Source organism: Pseudarthrobacter sp. As-47 (assembly GCF_058215595.1).
Genome location: NZ_CM177088.1, coordinates 705,179 through 719,508, shown reverse-complemented (window position 1 = coordinate 719,508; position 14,330 = coordinate 705,179). Strand labels below are relative to the sequence as shown.

At 66.8% G+C, this 14,330-nt stretch carries 12 protein-coding genes, 1 tRNA gene and 1 other RNA gene; 8 read left to right on the top strand and 6 right to left on the bottom strand.

The window, feature by feature from the left end; genetic code table 11:
• The first annotated feature begins 21 nt into the window (after positions 1 to 21).
• Complete coding sequence (locus AC4BCK_RS03485; protein WP_174182278.1) at positions 22 to 672, top strand: TetR/AcrR family transcriptional regulator; 651 nt, start codon at positions 22 to 24, stop codon at positions 670 to 672.
• Between the two features lie 15 nt (positions 673 to 687).
• Here AC4BCK_RS03485 and AC4BCK_RS03480 read toward each other — a convergent pair whose 3' ends face one another.
• Both AC4BCK_RS03480 and AC4BCK_RS03475 read right to left on the bottom strand, forming a co-directional pair.
• A complete protein-coding gene (locus AC4BCK_RS03480) occupies positions 688 to 1,359 on the bottom strand; it encodes a LytR C-terminal domain-containing protein (RefSeq protein WP_310111676.1) in 672 nt (223 codons plus the stop codon).
• A complete protein-coding gene (locus AC4BCK_RS03475) occupies positions 1,352 to 1,651 on the bottom strand; it encodes a type II toxin-antitoxin system VapB family antitoxin (RefSeq protein ID WP_102976783.1) in 300 nt (99 codons plus the stop codon). Before AC4BCK_RS03475 ends, AC4BCK_RS03480 begins: the two co-directional genes overlap by 8 nt.
• A gap of 155 nt (positions 1,652 to 1,806) precedes the next feature.
• On the opposite strand from AC4BCK_RS03475, the gene AC4BCK_RS03470 reads away from it, so the two are divergent.
• Positions 1,807 to 2,736, top strand: a complete 930-nt coding sequence (locus AC4BCK_RS03470) for a Cof-type HAD-IIB family hydrolase (RefSeq protein ID WP_174182274.1) — start codon at positions 1,807 to 1,809, stop codon at positions 2,734 to 2,736.
• Between the two features lie 60 nt (positions 2,737 to 2,796).
• The gene (locus tag AC4BCK_RS03465; RefSeq protein ID WP_174180989.1) at positions 2,797 to 4,434 is read left to right on the top strand and encodes a stealth family protein; all 1,638 of its coding nucleotides are present in this window, start codon (positions 2,797 to 2,799) and stop codon (positions 4,432 to 4,434) included.
• Positions 4,435 to 4,485: 51 nt separating this feature from the next.
• Here the strand turns inward: AC4BCK_RS03465 and AC4BCK_RS03460 are convergent, their stop codons facing one another.
• The 3 genes from AC4BCK_RS03460 to AC4BCK_RS03450 all read right to left on the bottom strand — a co-directional run bounded on the left by AC4BCK_RS03460 (position 4,486) and on the right by AC4BCK_RS03450 (position 7,826).
• A complete protein-coding gene (locus AC4BCK_RS03460) occupies positions 4,486 to 5,415 on the bottom strand; it encodes a phosphodiesterase (protein WP_251421898.1) in 930 nt (309 codons plus the stop codon).
• A 164-nt stretch (positions 5,416 to 5,579) separates the two neighbouring features.
• Positions 5,580 to 6,065 (bottom strand): glutathione peroxidase, encoded by a 486-nt coding sequence (locus AC4BCK_RS03455; RefSeq protein WP_490566576.1) that lies wholly within the window; start codon positions 6,063 to 6,065, stop codon positions 5,580 to 5,582.
• A 102-nt stretch (positions 6,066 to 6,167) separates the two neighbouring features.
• Complete coding sequence (locus AC4BCK_RS03450) at positions 6,168 to 7,826, bottom strand: M23 family metallopeptidase (RefSeq protein WP_490566575.1); 1,659 nt, start codon at positions 7,824 to 7,826, stop codon at positions 6,168 to 6,170.
• A gap of 223 nt (positions 7,827 to 8,049) precedes the next feature.
• Between AC4BCK_RS03450 and AC4BCK_RS03445 the strand changes: the two genes are divergently transcribed.
• Complete coding sequence (locus AC4BCK_RS03445; protein ID WP_366285494.1) at positions 8,050 to 8,970, top strand: oxygenase MpaB family protein; 921 nt, start codon at positions 8,050 to 8,052, stop codon at positions 8,968 to 8,970.
• Between the two features lie 70 nt (positions 8,971 to 9,040).
• On the opposite strand, the gene AC4BCK_RS03440 is transcribed toward AC4BCK_RS03445, so the two are convergent.
• Positions 9,041 to 9,125, bottom strand: a tRNA-Ser gene (locus AC4BCK_RS03440).
• A 336-nt stretch (positions 9,126 to 9,461) separates the two neighbouring features.
• Here AC4BCK_RS03440 and AC4BCK_RS03435 point away from each other — a divergent pair.
• From AC4BCK_RS03435 to recR, 4 genes are all read left to right on the top strand, one after another.
• Complete coding sequence (locus AC4BCK_RS03435; protein WP_400634842.1) at positions 9,462 to 9,824, top strand: YqfO family protein; 363 nt, start codon at positions 9,462 to 9,464, stop codon at positions 9,822 to 9,824.
• Positions 9,825 to 9,831: 7 nt separating this feature from the next.
• Positions 9,832 to 9,928, top strand: an RNA gene (gene ffs, locus AC4BCK_RS03430) — signal recognition particle sRNA small type.
• A 21-nt stretch (positions 9,929 to 9,949) separates the two neighbouring features.
• Entirely contained in the window at positions 9,950 to 13,648 is a 3,699-nt protein-coding gene (locus AC4BCK_RS03425; RefSeq protein ID WP_400592454.1) for a DNA polymerase III subunit gamma and tau, read from the top strand.
• Positions 13,649 to 13,726: 78 nt separating this feature from the next.
• The gene (gene recR, locus AC4BCK_RS03420) at positions 13,727 to 14,326 is read left to right on the top strand and encodes a recombination mediator RecR (RefSeq protein ID WP_066273645.1); all 600 of its coding nucleotides are present in this window, start codon (positions 13,727 to 13,729) and stop codon (positions 14,324 to 14,326) included.
• The last annotated feature ends 4 nt before the right edge of the window (positions 14,327 to 14,330 follow it).

Below are 14,330 nucleotides of genomic sequence, written 5' to 3'. Positions count from 1 at the left end.
ACATCGCGGTAAAGTGTCTGTATGCCCAGGATTTCAGCGGCCAGCAACGCCGAGCAGCGAGCGGACACCCAGCGCCGCATCCTTACCGCCTTCGGCGAACTCCTCTTTTCCCATGGCCTGCCCGGCCTCACCATGACGGACGTGGCCCGGCACGCGGGCGTGGGCCGGACCGCCGTGTACAACTACTACGCGGACATTGAGGAGCTGCTGATCTCCTATGCCCTCGATGAGACCGAGAAGTTCCTCTCCGAGCTGCGGGACTCCCTGGGCCGGCTGGACAACCCCGTGGACAGGCTCGCCCTGTATGTGCGCGCCCAGGTGGTCGACCTCAGCCGCCGGCACCTGCCGCCGGGACCCGCCATGGGAGCCGTGCTGTCGCCGTCGTCCTTCGCCAAGCTCGCCGACCATGTTGGCGAGCTGAGCGTCCTGCTGCAGGGCATCCTGCGGGACGGAATGGAGCAGGGCTACCTGCCGGCGGCCGATATCAACCAGCAGGCGCAGCTCATCCTGGGGACCTTGTCCTCCAGCGCAGCCAGGGGCAGCGACGAGCCCGCCGAACTGGAAGCACGCGTGGCCAGGACCGTCCGCTTCATCCAGCTGGGTGCCGGAGCCAGGTTCGACGACGACGGCCGCCCCGTGAGGGTGAGTCCCCTTCCGGCTGTGGCGGGCTGATCCACCCGCCGAAGTTCACGGGGAGGGTGCCGCCGACGGAAGGACGGGCCATTTGTCGTCATCCGCGATGCGGCGGCTTTCCCGCGGACAGCTGAGGGTTCCCGGGGTCTGGTCAACGAGTTCCGGCGGCGTGAGCGCCTTGTAGTCCTGGGCGAGGATCACGTCCACGCTCCCGTCAGTCCGGCTGTCCTGGAAATAGTCCGAGCCCGGCAGGTTCCGCTGGACGCTGAACGCGGCGGACTGCCCCGCCGCTCCCGAAATCACGGCGGCGGCGCCGCGGTAGCCCGCGTCAACGTTGGACACGGCGCCCACCACGAACTTCCGGGCCAGGAACTCATCCGCCACTGAACGTGCCAGTCCGGGCCTGCTGGTGGAGTTGTACACGTTCAGGTTGATCTGGTCGTTCGGGGTGTAGTCGAATGTTGCGGCCGGGCAGGTGGACACTGCTTCTTCCGCGGGCGCCGCCGAGGGGATCTTCAGCTGCCCGTTGATGATCGCCAACGCCGTGATGATGGCCGCCGCGATGAGCCCCACAAGGAGCACCAGGACAACCCCGTGCAGCACACGCCGGCGCACACGGGCTGTTTCGTCGGCCTGGGCTGCCCCAAACGTGGCACGCAGTTCCGGGCCGCTGACGACGTGGTGGCCGTGGAGGACGCTGACGTCCTGCTCCTTCTTCCTAGCCATCTATCACCAGGACACGGGCATGGATTGCGGTGCGCTGGTGCAGGGCGGTGCGGACGGCCCGGTGCAGCCCGTCCTCCAGGTAGAGGGTTCCCTGGTACTGCACCACATGCGGGAACAGGTCGCCGAAAAAGGTGGAATCTTCAGCCAGCAGTGCTTCCAGGTCAAGGGTGCGCTTGGTGGTCACCAGTTCGTCCAGCCGGACCGGACGCGGCGGGAGCGACGCCCATTCCTTGGGCGTCGTATAACCATGGTCGGGGTAAGGGCGGCCCTCGCCCACAGCTTTAAATATCACCTTGCCACACTAGGCATCCTGCGGGCCCAGCGAAAGTACCCGGCGGTTCCTCCCGCAGGTTGTGGCCAAACAGTGACCATGGCCCGCCAGCACCTGCGGTTGCCGGTCCAGGCCGTCGTGGGCGCTGCGGAAGGTTCAGCTGACAGAATAGAGGCATGACAGCATCCGAGTCCCCCGCCGTGTCCGCACCCGGAATCCACGCGCCTGCCATTCCGCCGCTGGCCCTGCTGCTCGATGTGGACGGGCCGGTGGCCAGCCCGGTGACGCGGGACGTGAAGCGGGAGATCATCGATGACCTGGTTGCCCTCGCGGCGGCGGGAATCCCCGTTGTCTTCAACACGGGGCGCTCCGACGCTTTCATCCGGGAACAGGTAATGGAACCCATGATCGCCGCCGGAATCCCGGCCGGGACCATCATCCACGCCATCTGCGAAAAGGGCGCCGTCTGGTTCAGCTACACCGCGGCCGGACCCGGCCCCATCCACGTGGACCGGGAGCTCGCCGTGCCCACAGCTTACGGGGACGACATCCGGCGCATGGTGGCGGAGGACTATGCCGAGCACATGTTCTTTGACGAGACCAAGCGCGCCATGGTGTCCGTGGAGCAGCACATCGACGTACCCAGTGCCGACTACCTTGCAGAGCAGAAACTCTTTGACGCCGACGCGATGGACCTGATGGCCCGGCACGGGCTGGGTGTGGTCCGGCTGGACCACCACGCCCCCAATTCCGACGACGAGGTGGACTACCGCGTGGATCCCACCATCATCTCCACGGACATCGAGTCGGTACGGCTCGGGAAGGACCTGGGCGCCAGCCGGGCAGTGGAACTGCTGGCCGCGCAGGGCATCACGCCGGCGGCGTGGCGGACTGTGGGCGATTCGCGCACCGACTACGCCATGGCCGACTGGCTCCACCACAACGACCACGCAGTCAAGCACGTGGACGTCCGTCCGGCCGACGGCATCCCGGAGAAACCGTACCCGGTCCTGACGGCCGGGGACCTGGGGCTTGGGGCGTCCGTTATCCACGACGACGCCGGCGGGGCTTTCCTGCGCAGCTGGCGGGAGGCGCTGGGCGCCTAGGCCGGTTCCCCGGCTCCGGGCATCCTGCCCGAAACCTGCTGTTTAGGCCGCCCGGCTATCATGCAGGTAGGAACGCATACTTTGACGAGCACGGAGACGACCATTACAGAAGCACCGGTTCAAGACGAGGTCTACTACGGAGGCCAGGCCTCCGTAGAGGAACAATTCCACGCGGAGATCACTTCCCCCGAAGCTGAGCAGCGGCTTAACCCCCGCCCTGATGTCATCACGCATAAGGGCCGCATCGCGCTGATCAACCAGACCAGGACCCCTTACCAGGCCATGGTGGAGGACCTCCTGTTCGTGCGCAACGTGCTGGCCAACGCGGACCTGGCGTACCTGCTGGTCAGGGGCAACAACGACCGGCCGGTCATTGCCCTGGACTGGAAAGACCGGAAGAAACTGCGGGCGGCCCTGGTGGAAGCCTGCCGGGACGAGCCTTTCTACTCCATGACGGTGGATGCCAAGAAGAAGACCTCGCTGCTGGTTGCGGACGGCGAGCTTTCCACCAACCGCCAGGCGCGCATCTTCCGCCTGTACCGGCCCCGCGTGGAACCCAACGGCGGCTTCGAGTTCGGCTCGTCAGCAGGTGTGCAGATTGAGCTGTGGTCCTTCAAGGCCAATGAAATCACCCTGCCGATCGAGAACTCCCTCACGCGCAGGACCCTGCTCCGCCAGGATGCCGTCCGCGGCACCGTGGAGCGTTACGGCCACACCTGGCCCACCATCGAGAACATGTTCGCCGACCACGCCAGCGACATCAGCTTCGACATCGATCTGGTGTTCTCCTGGGTGGACGGAAGCTCCCCCGAGTACATTGCCGCCCGGCGCGCCCAGCAGAAGGACGTTGTCCTGGGCGAGGGCGACGACCACGAGGCCCGTTTCCGGCAGATCAACGAACTCAAATACGCACTCCGGTCCGTGTACATGTTCGCCCCGTGGATCCGCCGCATCTTCATCGCCACGGACTCACCGGCCCCTGAGTGGCTGGCGGACCATCCCTCGGTGACCATTGTCCGCAGTGAAGAGTTCTTCTCGGACCCCTCGGTGCTTCCCACGCATAATTCGCAGGCGGTGGAGTGCCAGCTCCACAACATCGAAGGCCTCTCGGAGCACTTCCTGTACTCGAACGACGACATGTTCTTCGGCCGGCCGGTCAGCCCGGACCTGTTTTTCACGCCCGGCGGCATCACGAAGTTTGTCGAGGCGGAAACCCGGATCGGCCTGGGTGAGAACGCCGTTGAGCGGAGCGGGTTCGAGAACGCAGCCCGCGTCAACCGGAAGCTGCTGTGGAACCGGTTCGGGCGGATCACCACCCGCCACCTGGAGCACTGTGCTGCACCGTTGCGCCGCAGCGTTGTGTCGAAGATGGAGCGGGAGTTCCCGGAGGAGTTCCGGAAAACGGCTGCCAGCCGTTTCCGGGCAGCGGACAACATTTCCGTCACCAACTCGTTCTACCACTACTACGCACTGCTCACCGGCCGGGCAGTAACCCAGACGGCGGCGAAGGTCCGCTACGTTGATACCACCATGAAGTCGGGACTGAAGTACCTGCCCAAGCTCCTGGCCAAGCGGAACATGGACTTCTTCTGCCTGAACGACGGCAGTTTCCCGGAAGTGCCTGCCGACGAGCGCGCTGCACAGGTCACCGATTTCCTGGACAAGTACTTCCCTATCAAGGCGCCCTGGGAAAAATAGCCGGAAGACAAAGGTCCGTGCCGCTGGCGGCACGGACCTTTGTCTTTACTCCTAGCGGCTGCTGGGCAGCCCGAGCTTTGGGCTGCTCCGTTGCTTGGCGCTTTCCGGAATCCGGACCCCGGCGGCGTCCAGGCGCCGCTTTGTCTCTTCCGGGGAGACGTACTCGCCTACCGTCGTCGAACGTCCCATGGGAACCACGGAGTGAACGATCGTGTGCTCGTAGACGTGGACCAGGTTGAAGGACTGGCCGCTGTCCTGGCCCCTGGTGCCCCCAGCGGGGACGTTCAGGTCCTGGGTGTAGCAGCTGGCTGAGGCCACGGACACGGGGATGCCGGCAAAGCTTGCCGTGGTCGAATAGTGCAGGTGCCCGGCAAGGATGGTGCGGACGTCCGAGTTCCGGACCACAGCCTCCAGCGAGGCCTGGTCCCGCAGCTCCACCAGGACGGAGAGATCCAGGACTGATGGAACAGGCGGGTGGTGCAGCGCCAGGATCGTGCCGTCGGGGGCCGGAGTGTCCAGTTGCCGTGTGAGCCACTCAAGCTGGGAGGCGCTCAGTTCACCATGGTGGTATCCGGGCACGGTGGTATCCATGGTGATGACGCGGAGCCCGTTGATGAAGTAGCTCTTGTCCACGGGCCCGTCATGGGCGGGTTCGTCCAGCAGGCCCGTCCTGAAGTTGGCGCGGTTGTCGTGGTTGCCCATCGCCCAGATGACCTTGGCGCCAAGCTCTTCGCAGGCGGGGTCGACGATCGCCCGGAGTTTGACGTAGGCCTCAGGATCGCCTTTGTCGGCGAGGTCTCCCGTGAAGATGACGGCCTCGGGCCGTGCACCGGAGGCCTTGACCTCTTCAAAGAGCTGAATGAGCCTGGCTTCGCTGTCAACGACGCCGTAAAGGGGGTCCGGACCTCCCATCAAGTGGGGATCGCTCAGGTGGAGAAGGAAGTGGCGTGGCCGGGGATGTTCGGCCTCGATGTGCTCCATTGCTGCCTCTGTGGTCGGTGGGAAACGGCGCTTCCCTTGTACCCTTCAGTAAGGTTTATCCAATCAGACATTTGGCAAACTTTGGGTAAATCGCCGTGGCTGATGTGGAAAAAGATGAAAGAACTGCGCTTTTGCGTGGCTGCGTTCGGCGCAGCGGCGGTTTTTTAACCAAGGGCGCCCTCGATGGCGTCGATCACCTCTGCCGAGTCGGGTTCCACTGTGGGCGCAAAGCGTCCCACCACTTCCCCTTCCCGGTTGACGAGGAACTTCTCGAAGTTCCACTTCACCAGTCCGGGCAGAAATCCTGTCTTGAACTTGGAGAGCTCCGCATACAGCGGGTGCTGGCTCCTGCCGCGGACATCCGCCTTAACGGTCAACGGGAATGTCACCCCGAAGTTCCGCTGGCAGAACTCGGCGATCTCGCTGTCACTGCCAGGTTCCTGCCCGGCGAACTGGTTGCACGGGACGCCAAGGATCTCGAACCCGCGGTCCCTGAACTTTTCGTAGAGCGTCTCCAGGCCGGCGTACTGGGGCGTGAACCCGCAGTTGGAGGCGACGTTCACCACCATCACCACTTTTCCCTTGAACATGCCGAAGTCAGTGGTGGTGCCGTCGTTCAGGGTCAGGGGGATCGGGTACAGGGATGTCACAGGTTGCGTCCTCGGAGAGTTGTTCATGCCTGGAATTCGTTACCGGCGAACCAGTGTACTGGTCCGGGCTTGGAGTTTCCTGGGTGAACCTCCGCGTGGATCCTAGGGCTCCGGGGTCGCGGTCGTGCCGGTTGGCAGCGGCACCGGTTCGGTGGTCTCACTCGGTGCCGGAACCGGTTCGACGGAAAAAGTCGCTGTGGGTGCCGGCGCGGGTTCGACCGGTACGGGCTCAACCGGCGTGGGTGCGGGCTCGACCGGTGCGGGCTGAACCGGCGTGGGTGCGGGCTCGACCGGTACAGGCTCAACCGGCACGGGTGCCGGCTCGACGGGTGCCGGCTCAATGGGCACGGGTGCAGGCTCGATGGGTGCCGGCTCAATGGGCACGGGTGCAGGCTCGACGGGTGCCGGCTCGACCGGCGCGGGCTCAACCGGCACGGGCTCAACCGGTGTCGGTGTTCCCGTTCCCGGATCCGTCGGCGTCGGTGTCGGCGTGCCAGTCCCAGTCTCCGTCGGCGACGGCGACGGCGTGCCAGTCCCAGTCTCCGTCGGCGACGGCGACGGCGTACCTGACCCAGTCTCCGTCGGCGACGGCGTACCTGACCCAGTCTCCGTCGGGGACGGCGACGGCGTACCAGTCCCGGTCTCCGTCGGGGACGGCGACGGCGTACCAGTCCCAGTCTCCGTCGCGGATGGCGTCGGCGTGCCATACCCGGCCCATGCAGTCGGTGACGGCGTTCGGGAGTCCGCGGGCCTCAGAGTCGACAGCCAGGACGCTGGCGAAGACGGAGACCCGGCCGTCGTCGTCGTCGCTTTGACCCAGCGGGGAGCCGGCGGAGGCTCGCTGCCCTGGCCCACCGGGATGGTCCAGCGTATGGGCCCGGTGGACGGAGCGTCAGTGCCCGGCAGGTAGGACCGCAGGTCAGCAGGTCCACCGCCGAAGGGCCTGAGCGCGATCAGGCGCCACTTCTGTGGGCTCACGTGGTGCCCGTCGAGGATCGTTTCGAAGTGCAGGTGGCATCCCGTCGACCATCCGGTGGAGCCCACCCGCGCAATGGCCTGCCCGGCGCTGACGGAATCCCCGCTGCGGACGACGATGGACTCCAGGTGGTTGTACGTGGTGATCAGCCCGTTGCCGTGGTCAATCTCGACCCGGTTGCCGCCGCCCCAGGGATGCCAGCCCGCCGCGCGGACCTCTCCCGCGTCAGCCGCATGGACCTGGGTGCCGCAGGGAGCCGCATAGTCCTGGCCGAGGTGGAAATCGCCTGCTGCTCCGGACAACGGACTGACTCGGAAACCGAAGGGCGACGACGGAGCCAGCTGCTTGAGGGGAGCCATCAGATACCCCGCCGGCGGCCTGCCCACCGCTGTCAGCTCCACGGCGAGGGCAGACGGGGTCTCCTCCCCGTGGCCACTCACCAGCGGACGGGGAAAGGCGATCTCCACCTGGGGGTCGCTCAGGATGGCCGCGGTCAGGGGCCCGGCAACGAGGCCGTCCAGCGTCGGTGCGCCCGACTCCCTGCTGCCGTGCCGGTCTGAACTGGTGCCGGTACTGGAACCAGCCGGAATCCCCACGGCACCCATGCCTGCGCCGGGACGGATAACGGAGGCCGTCAAGGTCCCCGCTTCAGGTGCACTGCCGGAGGGGTTCACCGCCCAGACGGCCATGGCCAGCACCCCGCTGGCCGCCACGGCACGCACAGCGGGCAGGCACAAACTTTTGGGGCCTGTGGCGTCCTTCCCGGATACCGCGTGATTGCCCATGAGACTGACTCCAGGACGTGGCTGGCCGCCCCTGTCATGACGGTATCTCCCATGGGAACATACGGGCGGGGACCCTGGGAACCCTGCAGCGGGACACTGCGGTTTTTTTGTGGTTGCCCGCTGTCCGGTGGCTGAAACCAGGTTGTCCGGGCAGGCACCTCGAGAGCCCGGGTTGTGCTTACGATTAGCCCAAAGCGGGGTATGCCGCAGGAGGGCGTGCACAATGAAGAACATCCTGAGTCCTATCAAGAAACGCCTTGTCCACACGTTCAGTAACGGCTCCGACGGAGTTCCGCAGTGGCAGCTCGATCTCGCGAATGGGGACGACCCTGGCTACCACCTGCCCGGTTCGGCGGTGTGGGCGGTGCATGGTTCCATGTCGCCCATTGTGGCCGGGATCCGCACACTGTTAATGCAGGCCCTTCACCCCGGCGCGCTTGCGGGCGTCCACGAACATTCAAACTTCCGCGAGGATCCGCTGGGCAGGCTGGCCAACACGATACGCTGGATTTTCACCGTGACCTACGGTTCCACCGAAGCCGCGGAGAATGCCTCACGCCGGGTGCGCCGGCTGCACGAGGCCGTCCAGGGCAGTTACAGCGACAACCTCGGAACGCAGCGCGGCTACAGTGCGAACGACCCGGAACTGGCCGGCTGGATCCACCTTGCGTTCACGGACGCGTTCCTGACAGCCCACAAAATCTGGGGCGGCGCCATACCCGGCGGCCCCGACGCCTATGTCCGGGAGTGGGCACAGGCGGGGCGGCTGATGGGAGTGGAGGACCCGCCGCTGAGCGAAGCGGACATGCACAGGCAACTGGACCGCTGGTACCAGAGCGGTGAGCTTCGCGTCGACGCCCGGGTGGCGGAGACGGTGGAGTTCATCCGGAACCCGCCGTTGAACCGGGTGCTCCGGCCGGGCTATCGGATCCTGTTTGCCGGTGCGGTGTACAGCCTGGAGCCAAGGTACCGCCAGATGCTCGGACTGGCTGTACCACGGCTGGGTCCTGTGACGCTGCCGGTGAGGCTCGCTACCAAGCTGGTTCTCGGCGTCGTACGCCTGGCGTTGGGACGCATGGGCCCCAGCGAACTCGCCGCCAGGGAACGACTTAGCAAGCTGGGCGTGCCGGGCGCAGACGCGTGACCGGCGTCCGCAACTCTGACAAACGAAAGAACCCGGCCCCGGCAGATGCCGGAGCCGGGTTCTTAACCGGCGGAGAATGGGGGATTTGAACCCCCGAGGGCGTTAACCCAACACGCGTTCCAGGCGTGCGCCATAGGCCGCTAGGCGAATTCTCCAGCTGCTTCTGAATCAAAAGCAGATACTAGATTACCTGATCTTTTCCGCATCGCCCAATTGACCCCCGGCTGCACGGCCGTAAGGTCTGGACGGAGGACTCCCGACCGGCCGTGCTCACGCCGGCCCGGACGATTTTAACCACGAAATGGACGCCCCCAACGCGTCCATTCCCCGGACACCGTTGAGCTGCCGGGTCCGGCCCCGTTCAGCCAGGCCACGCAGCTCACAACCTTGAGATTGCCCCAATCGGTGTATATACCCATGATCAAGGGCACCGGCGGGATAAGCAACGATTTTCGTCCACCACCCCCGCCCGGTTCCGGCAGGATAAAGCCATGAACGAGCTGCATGCACTGGTGGTTTACGTCCCCCGTACTCACACTGAGGCGCTCCTCGCGGCCATCGGCGATGCCGGAGCAGGCAGGATCGGCAAGTACTCGCACTGTTCCTTCGTCACGGCAGGGACAGGCCGCTTTACTCCCCTGGACGGCGCGGAGCCGTACCTGGGACGGGTTGGCATGCCGGAAGAAGCCGCCGAGGACAGGATCGAATGCGTGGTTGAAGTGCCTCTGTTGGAAGGGGTCATCGCCGCCGTGCGGGCAACGCATCCGTATGAGGAGCCTGCCTTCATGAGCTGGCCGGTGGAAGGCTGGCGCCGGACGGACGGCCGATTCGAGTCGGGCAGCAAGTTCGGGTAAAGTGTCTGACGGCCCCTCATGTGGCGTCATCCTGTTGAACTCCCCCAGGACCGGAAGGTAGCAAGGGTAAATGGGCTCTGGCGGGTGCATGGGGGGTCTTTACTATTCCCCCACAGGGCGGCAGGATGTCGGCCCGGATTGGTAGGGTTTTCTCTGTGACAGTTACTACCGCCCTCTACCGCAGGTACCGTCCGGACTCCTTTGCAGACGTTATCGGGCAGGAACATGTCACCGAGCCGTTGATGACCGCTTTGCGGAAAAACCGGGTCAACCACGCCTACCTTTTCTCGGGGCCAAGGGGCTGCGGCAAAACCACGTCCGCACGGATCCTGGCGCGCTGCCTCAACTGCGCCCAGGGCCCCACGGACACCCCCTGCGGCACGTGCCCCAGCTGCGTTGAGCTGGCCCGCGGCGGCTCAGGCTCCCTGGACGTCATCGAGATCGACGCCGCAAGCCACGGTGGTGTGGACGATGCCCGGGACCTCCGCGAGCGCGCCACCTACGCCCCGGTGCGTGACCGCTACAAGATCTTCATCATCGACGAGGCCCACATGGTCACGTCAGCCGGCTTCAACGCCCTGCTGAAGATCGTTGAAGAACCACCGGAACACATCAAGTTCATCTTCGCCACCACGGAACCGGACAAGGTCATCGGGACCATCCGCTCCCGCACGCACCACTACCCCTTCCGGCTTGTGCCGCCGGAGCCGCTGATGGCCTACCTTGAGCTGCTGTGTAACCAGGAGAACGTTCCGGTGGCCCCGGGCGTCCTGTCACTGGTGATCCGCGCCGGCGGCGGTTCCGTCCGCGACTCACTTTCCGTCCTGGACCAGCTGATGGCGGGTGCAGGCCCGAACGGCCTGGACTACGAACTCGCGGTCGCCCTCCTGGGCTACACCCACGCTTCGCTGCTCGATGACGTGGTTGAAGCCGTGGCCGCTTCCGACGCCGCCACCGTTTTCCGGGCCGTAGACCGGGTCATCCAAACCGGCCACGATCCCCGCCGGTTCGTGGAGGACCTCCTGGAGCGCTTCCGCGACCTCATCATTGTCCAGGCCATGCCCGAAAGCGCCCAGACCATACTTCGCGGCATGCCCGCGGACCAGATTGCCCGGCTGAAGAACCAGGCCCACAACCTGGGCGCGGCCGAGCTGTCGCGGGCAGCAGATGTCACCAACACGGCGCTGACCGAGATGACCGGCGCCACCTCCCCGCGGCTGCACCTTGAGCTGCTGTGCGCCAGGATCCTGCTGCCCAGCTCCGAGCAGAACGAGCGCGGCATGGCCGCCCGGATAGACCGTGTGGAACGCCGGCTGAACTACGCCGGGAACGACGTCGGCGCTCCCGCCGCCCCAGGTGCGCCCCGCACCGCGGCGGATGTTTCCCCTGCGCCTCAAGCGGGGGCGCTTCCGGCCCCCGCCCGGGCTGCAGTTCCTGCGGCTCCGGCAGCGCCGGCGGTTTCTGGCGGCGGGCAAGCTGTTCCTGCCGCCCCGGCGGCGCCGGCGGTTTCTGGCGGCGGCCAAGCTGTTCCTGCTGCTGCGGCTCCTGGCGCCCCGCAATCGCCTGCAGTATCGGGGGCTTCGAGCACGCCTGCGGCCGCGCCGGCGGCTTCGCCTTCCGCGCCGGCTCCTGATTCGGCGTCGGCAGCACCGCCGGCGTCGGCAGCACCAGCCGCTCCGGCAACGCATGCTGCCAGCCGGGCAGAGGATGTTTCCTCCCCTGCTGGTGCACCCCGCGGCCCGCTGACCGCACCGCGCGTCAGCACCGATGACTGGCCCGTAGAGGATCCGGCGGCGAACAGGTCCTCATCCACCCCTCCCGCCGGCCGCGGCGGCGACGTGCCCCGCCCCGCCACGGCGGAGCCGGCGTCCGCTGCTCCCGGCCAGGCACAGGGTGGCCCTTCCGGGGCAGCCCCGGGCCCGGTACAGGGTACAAGGCAGGAGCCGGCGGACCGGCCGGCGCCGGTTTCCACGCCACAGCCCTCCCCTGCCCAGCAGGATAGGCCTGCCCCGGCGGCTGCCGCGGCGGCTGGATCCATGGGCGATGTTGAGGTCCTGCGCCGTGCCTGGCCGGATGTCCTGCAAACGCTGTCCAAAATCAAGCGCAGCACATGGGCGCTCGTCGAACCCAACGCGCAGGTTGCCGCGTTCGACGGCCACCTCCTGACCCTCGCCTTCACCACGCCCGGGCTTGCCGGCGCCTTCGGCCGGGCAGACCATTCAGACAATTTGCGGCAGGCCATCCACAAAACCGTGGGCATCGACTGCCAGATCACTGCGTCGGCCGGTGGCGGCGCGCAGGCGAGCTCTGACCCAAACCCAAAAGTGCCCGCCACCCGGGTGGCCCAGGCAACGTCGGCTGACGTCGCGTGGGGCCTGGCCCCCGCGCCGTCATCGTCACCCGACGACTCAGTCCAGCAGCCCGGCACCCCTGGCCGCGCCAGTGGTGGGAACCAGCAGGGCGGATTGCCGGGTCGGGACGGCGCGGACAGTGCGGCCCTGCACACCCCTGGGCGGGACGCACAACAGCGCACGGAAGGCGCGGCTGCAAGGGACAACGCCGGCCGTACCGGGGCCGCCACACCGGAGCCCGCTGCGGATCAGGCGGCCGTCTCGGCCAACCCTGCCAGCCCGTTTGCGGAGGGCGGTGCCGGGTCCGCCCCCGGGCAGGCGCCCGGACGCGTCCCCACCCCTGCACATGCCTCCCCGGCTCCCGTTGCGGCTGCCCCGGCAGGCGACTACTCATATTCTGATGACGACTGGGGACCGGCCAGGGACGAGGACGCTCCCCCGCTGGACGAAGAACCTCCCATGGACTGGGACCCTTCTGCCCACTCCCGGCCGCCGGCAACGGCCGGCACCACTTCGAACAGCACCGGTTCAGGCAGTGCGGTATCAGGCAGTGCAGCATCAGGCAGTGCGGTACCAGGCAGTACGGGTACGGGTGGTGTTCCAAGCAGGTCCGGTTCCTCAGTGGTCGGTTCCGCTCCGGCGGGTTCCGCTTCCGGCACCACCGCCCAGGGCAATGGCCGGCCTGGCGCTGATCCGGCGTCGGCCTCCGGAAGTCCCCACGATCCCTGGACCCGCGCAGTCGAACAGGCACCCGGTGTCTGGGTGGTCGGCGAGGAAAGCAACGTGGGCAGGAGTGCCTCAGCGGATGGGCCCGAAGAGGCAGCAAACCCGCCTGCTCCGACGCCGCACTACGAACCAGCTGCCGCCCAGGTGCCGCCCTCCATCCCGGTCACTCAGGCCGGCTCCAGTCCTGAACCCGACTGGGGCCTGGCACCTGCCCCGTCTGCCGGCAGCGGACAACCCGGAGCCGGCCGTTACGGACAGGCGCCTTCATCACCGGAGGACGTGCGCGCGCCCGAGTACGCCATGGCATCAGCTTCCCCCGCTGCTGCCACGCCGGCACACGCCACTCATGCCCCGGCAGCAGCATCTCCAGCAGCACCGTCGCCGGCAGTATCGTCCCCGGCGCCGGTTGCCCCGGCGGCTTCGGTGACGGCTGCTGCTGCGCCTGCCGCTCCGGCGAAGGCGGCCCCGGCAAAGTCTCCGCAGGCGTCGTCTGCTGCCGCAGCAGAAGCACGGCAGAGCCTGTACCAGCGCCTGTCCAACAGCCCCGAAGCAGAGGCCGGGCGGGCCAAGGCTCCGGCCAGGGCGGTGGCAGCCGCCGCCACCTACGTCCAGGACATCCCCAGCGCCGACGATGAGACGATCGAAGAGTCGGGAGTGTTCGGACGTGCCGCCGTGGAGCGTATTCTGGGCGGGAAGCTGATTGAGGAGCGTTCCCCGGACGGAAGCCCCATCGCGCCGCGGTACTGACCGCGGTCCCGGCATGCCGGGGGCGCACCTGCAAGTCATGGCTTTACCCGCAAACCACACCAAGCTGAAGAGGGAAACGTGTACGAAGGTGCTGTCCAGGAGCTGATCGACGAGCTCGGACGCCTTCCGGGGGTGGGCCCCAAGTCCGCCCAACGGCTCGCGTTCCACATTCTCGAGGCGGATCCGCAGGACATGAAGCGGCTGGTTGAGGCGATCACCACTGTCAAGGAACGGGTCAAATTCTGCTCGGTCTGCGGCAACGTCACCGAGCAGGAACTCTGCAATATTTGCCGGGATCCCCGCCGGGATCCGGCCGTGATCTGCGTGGTCGAGGAATCGAAGGATGTTCTGGCCGTGGAGCGGACACGGTCGTTCCGGGGCCGCTACCACGTGCTGGGCGGCGCCATCAATCCCATCGCGGGCGTGGGACCAGAACAGCTCCGGATCCGCGAGCTGCTGACCCGGCTTAACGACGGCGCCATCCAGGAAGTCATCATCGCCACGGACCCCAATCTTGAGGGTGAGGCCACCGCCACGTACCTGGCACGCATGCTGAAGACGATCGGGATCACGGTGACCCGCCTCGCCTCCGGGCTTCCGGTGGGCGGAGACCTGGAATACGCGGACGAGGTCACCCTGGGACGCGCCTTCGAGGGCCGCCGCAACGCCCTGACCTGACCGG

What these genes read in the sequence shown, in the direction of transcription:
- AC4BCK_RS03485 (WP_174182278.1), top strand. Translation starts at nt 22, where the DNA reads ATGCCCAGGATTTCAGCGGCCAGCAACGCCGAGCAGCGAGCGGACACC.
- AC4BCK_RS03480 (WP_310111676.1), bottom strand. Translation starts at nt 1,359, where the DNA reads ATGGCTAGGAAGAAGGAGCAGGACGTCAGCGTCCTCCACGGCCACCAC.
- AC4BCK_RS03470 (WP_174182274.1), top strand. Translation starts at nt 1,807, where the DNA reads ATGACAGCATCCGAGTCCCCCGCCGTGTCCGCACCCGGAATCCACGCG.
- AC4BCK_RS03465 (WP_174180989.1), top strand. Translation starts at nt 2,797, where the DNA reads ATGCAGGTAGGAACGCATACTTTGACGAGCACGGAGACGACCATTACA.
- AC4BCK_RS03460 (WP_251421898.1), bottom strand. Translation starts at nt 5,415, where the DNA reads ATGGAGCACATCGAGGCCGAACATCCCCGGCCACGCCACTTCCTTCTC.
- AC4BCK_RS03450 (WP_490566575.1), bottom strand. Translation starts at nt 7,826, where the DNA reads ATGGGCAATCACGCGGTATCCGGGAAGGACGCCACAGGCCCCAAAAGT.
- AC4BCK_RS03445 (WP_366285494.1), top strand. Translation starts at nt 8,050, where the DNA reads ATGAAGAACATCCTGAGTCCTATCAAGAAACGCCTTGTCCACACGTTC.
- AC4BCK_RS03435 (WP_400634842.1), top strand. Translation starts at nt 9,462, where the DNA reads ATGAACGAGCTGCATGCACTGGTGGTTTACGTCCCCCGTACTCACACT.
- AC4BCK_RS03425 (WP_400592454.1), top strand. Translation starts at nt 9,950, where the DNA reads ATGTCGGCCCGGATTGGTAGGGTTTTCTCTGTGACAGTTACTACCGCC.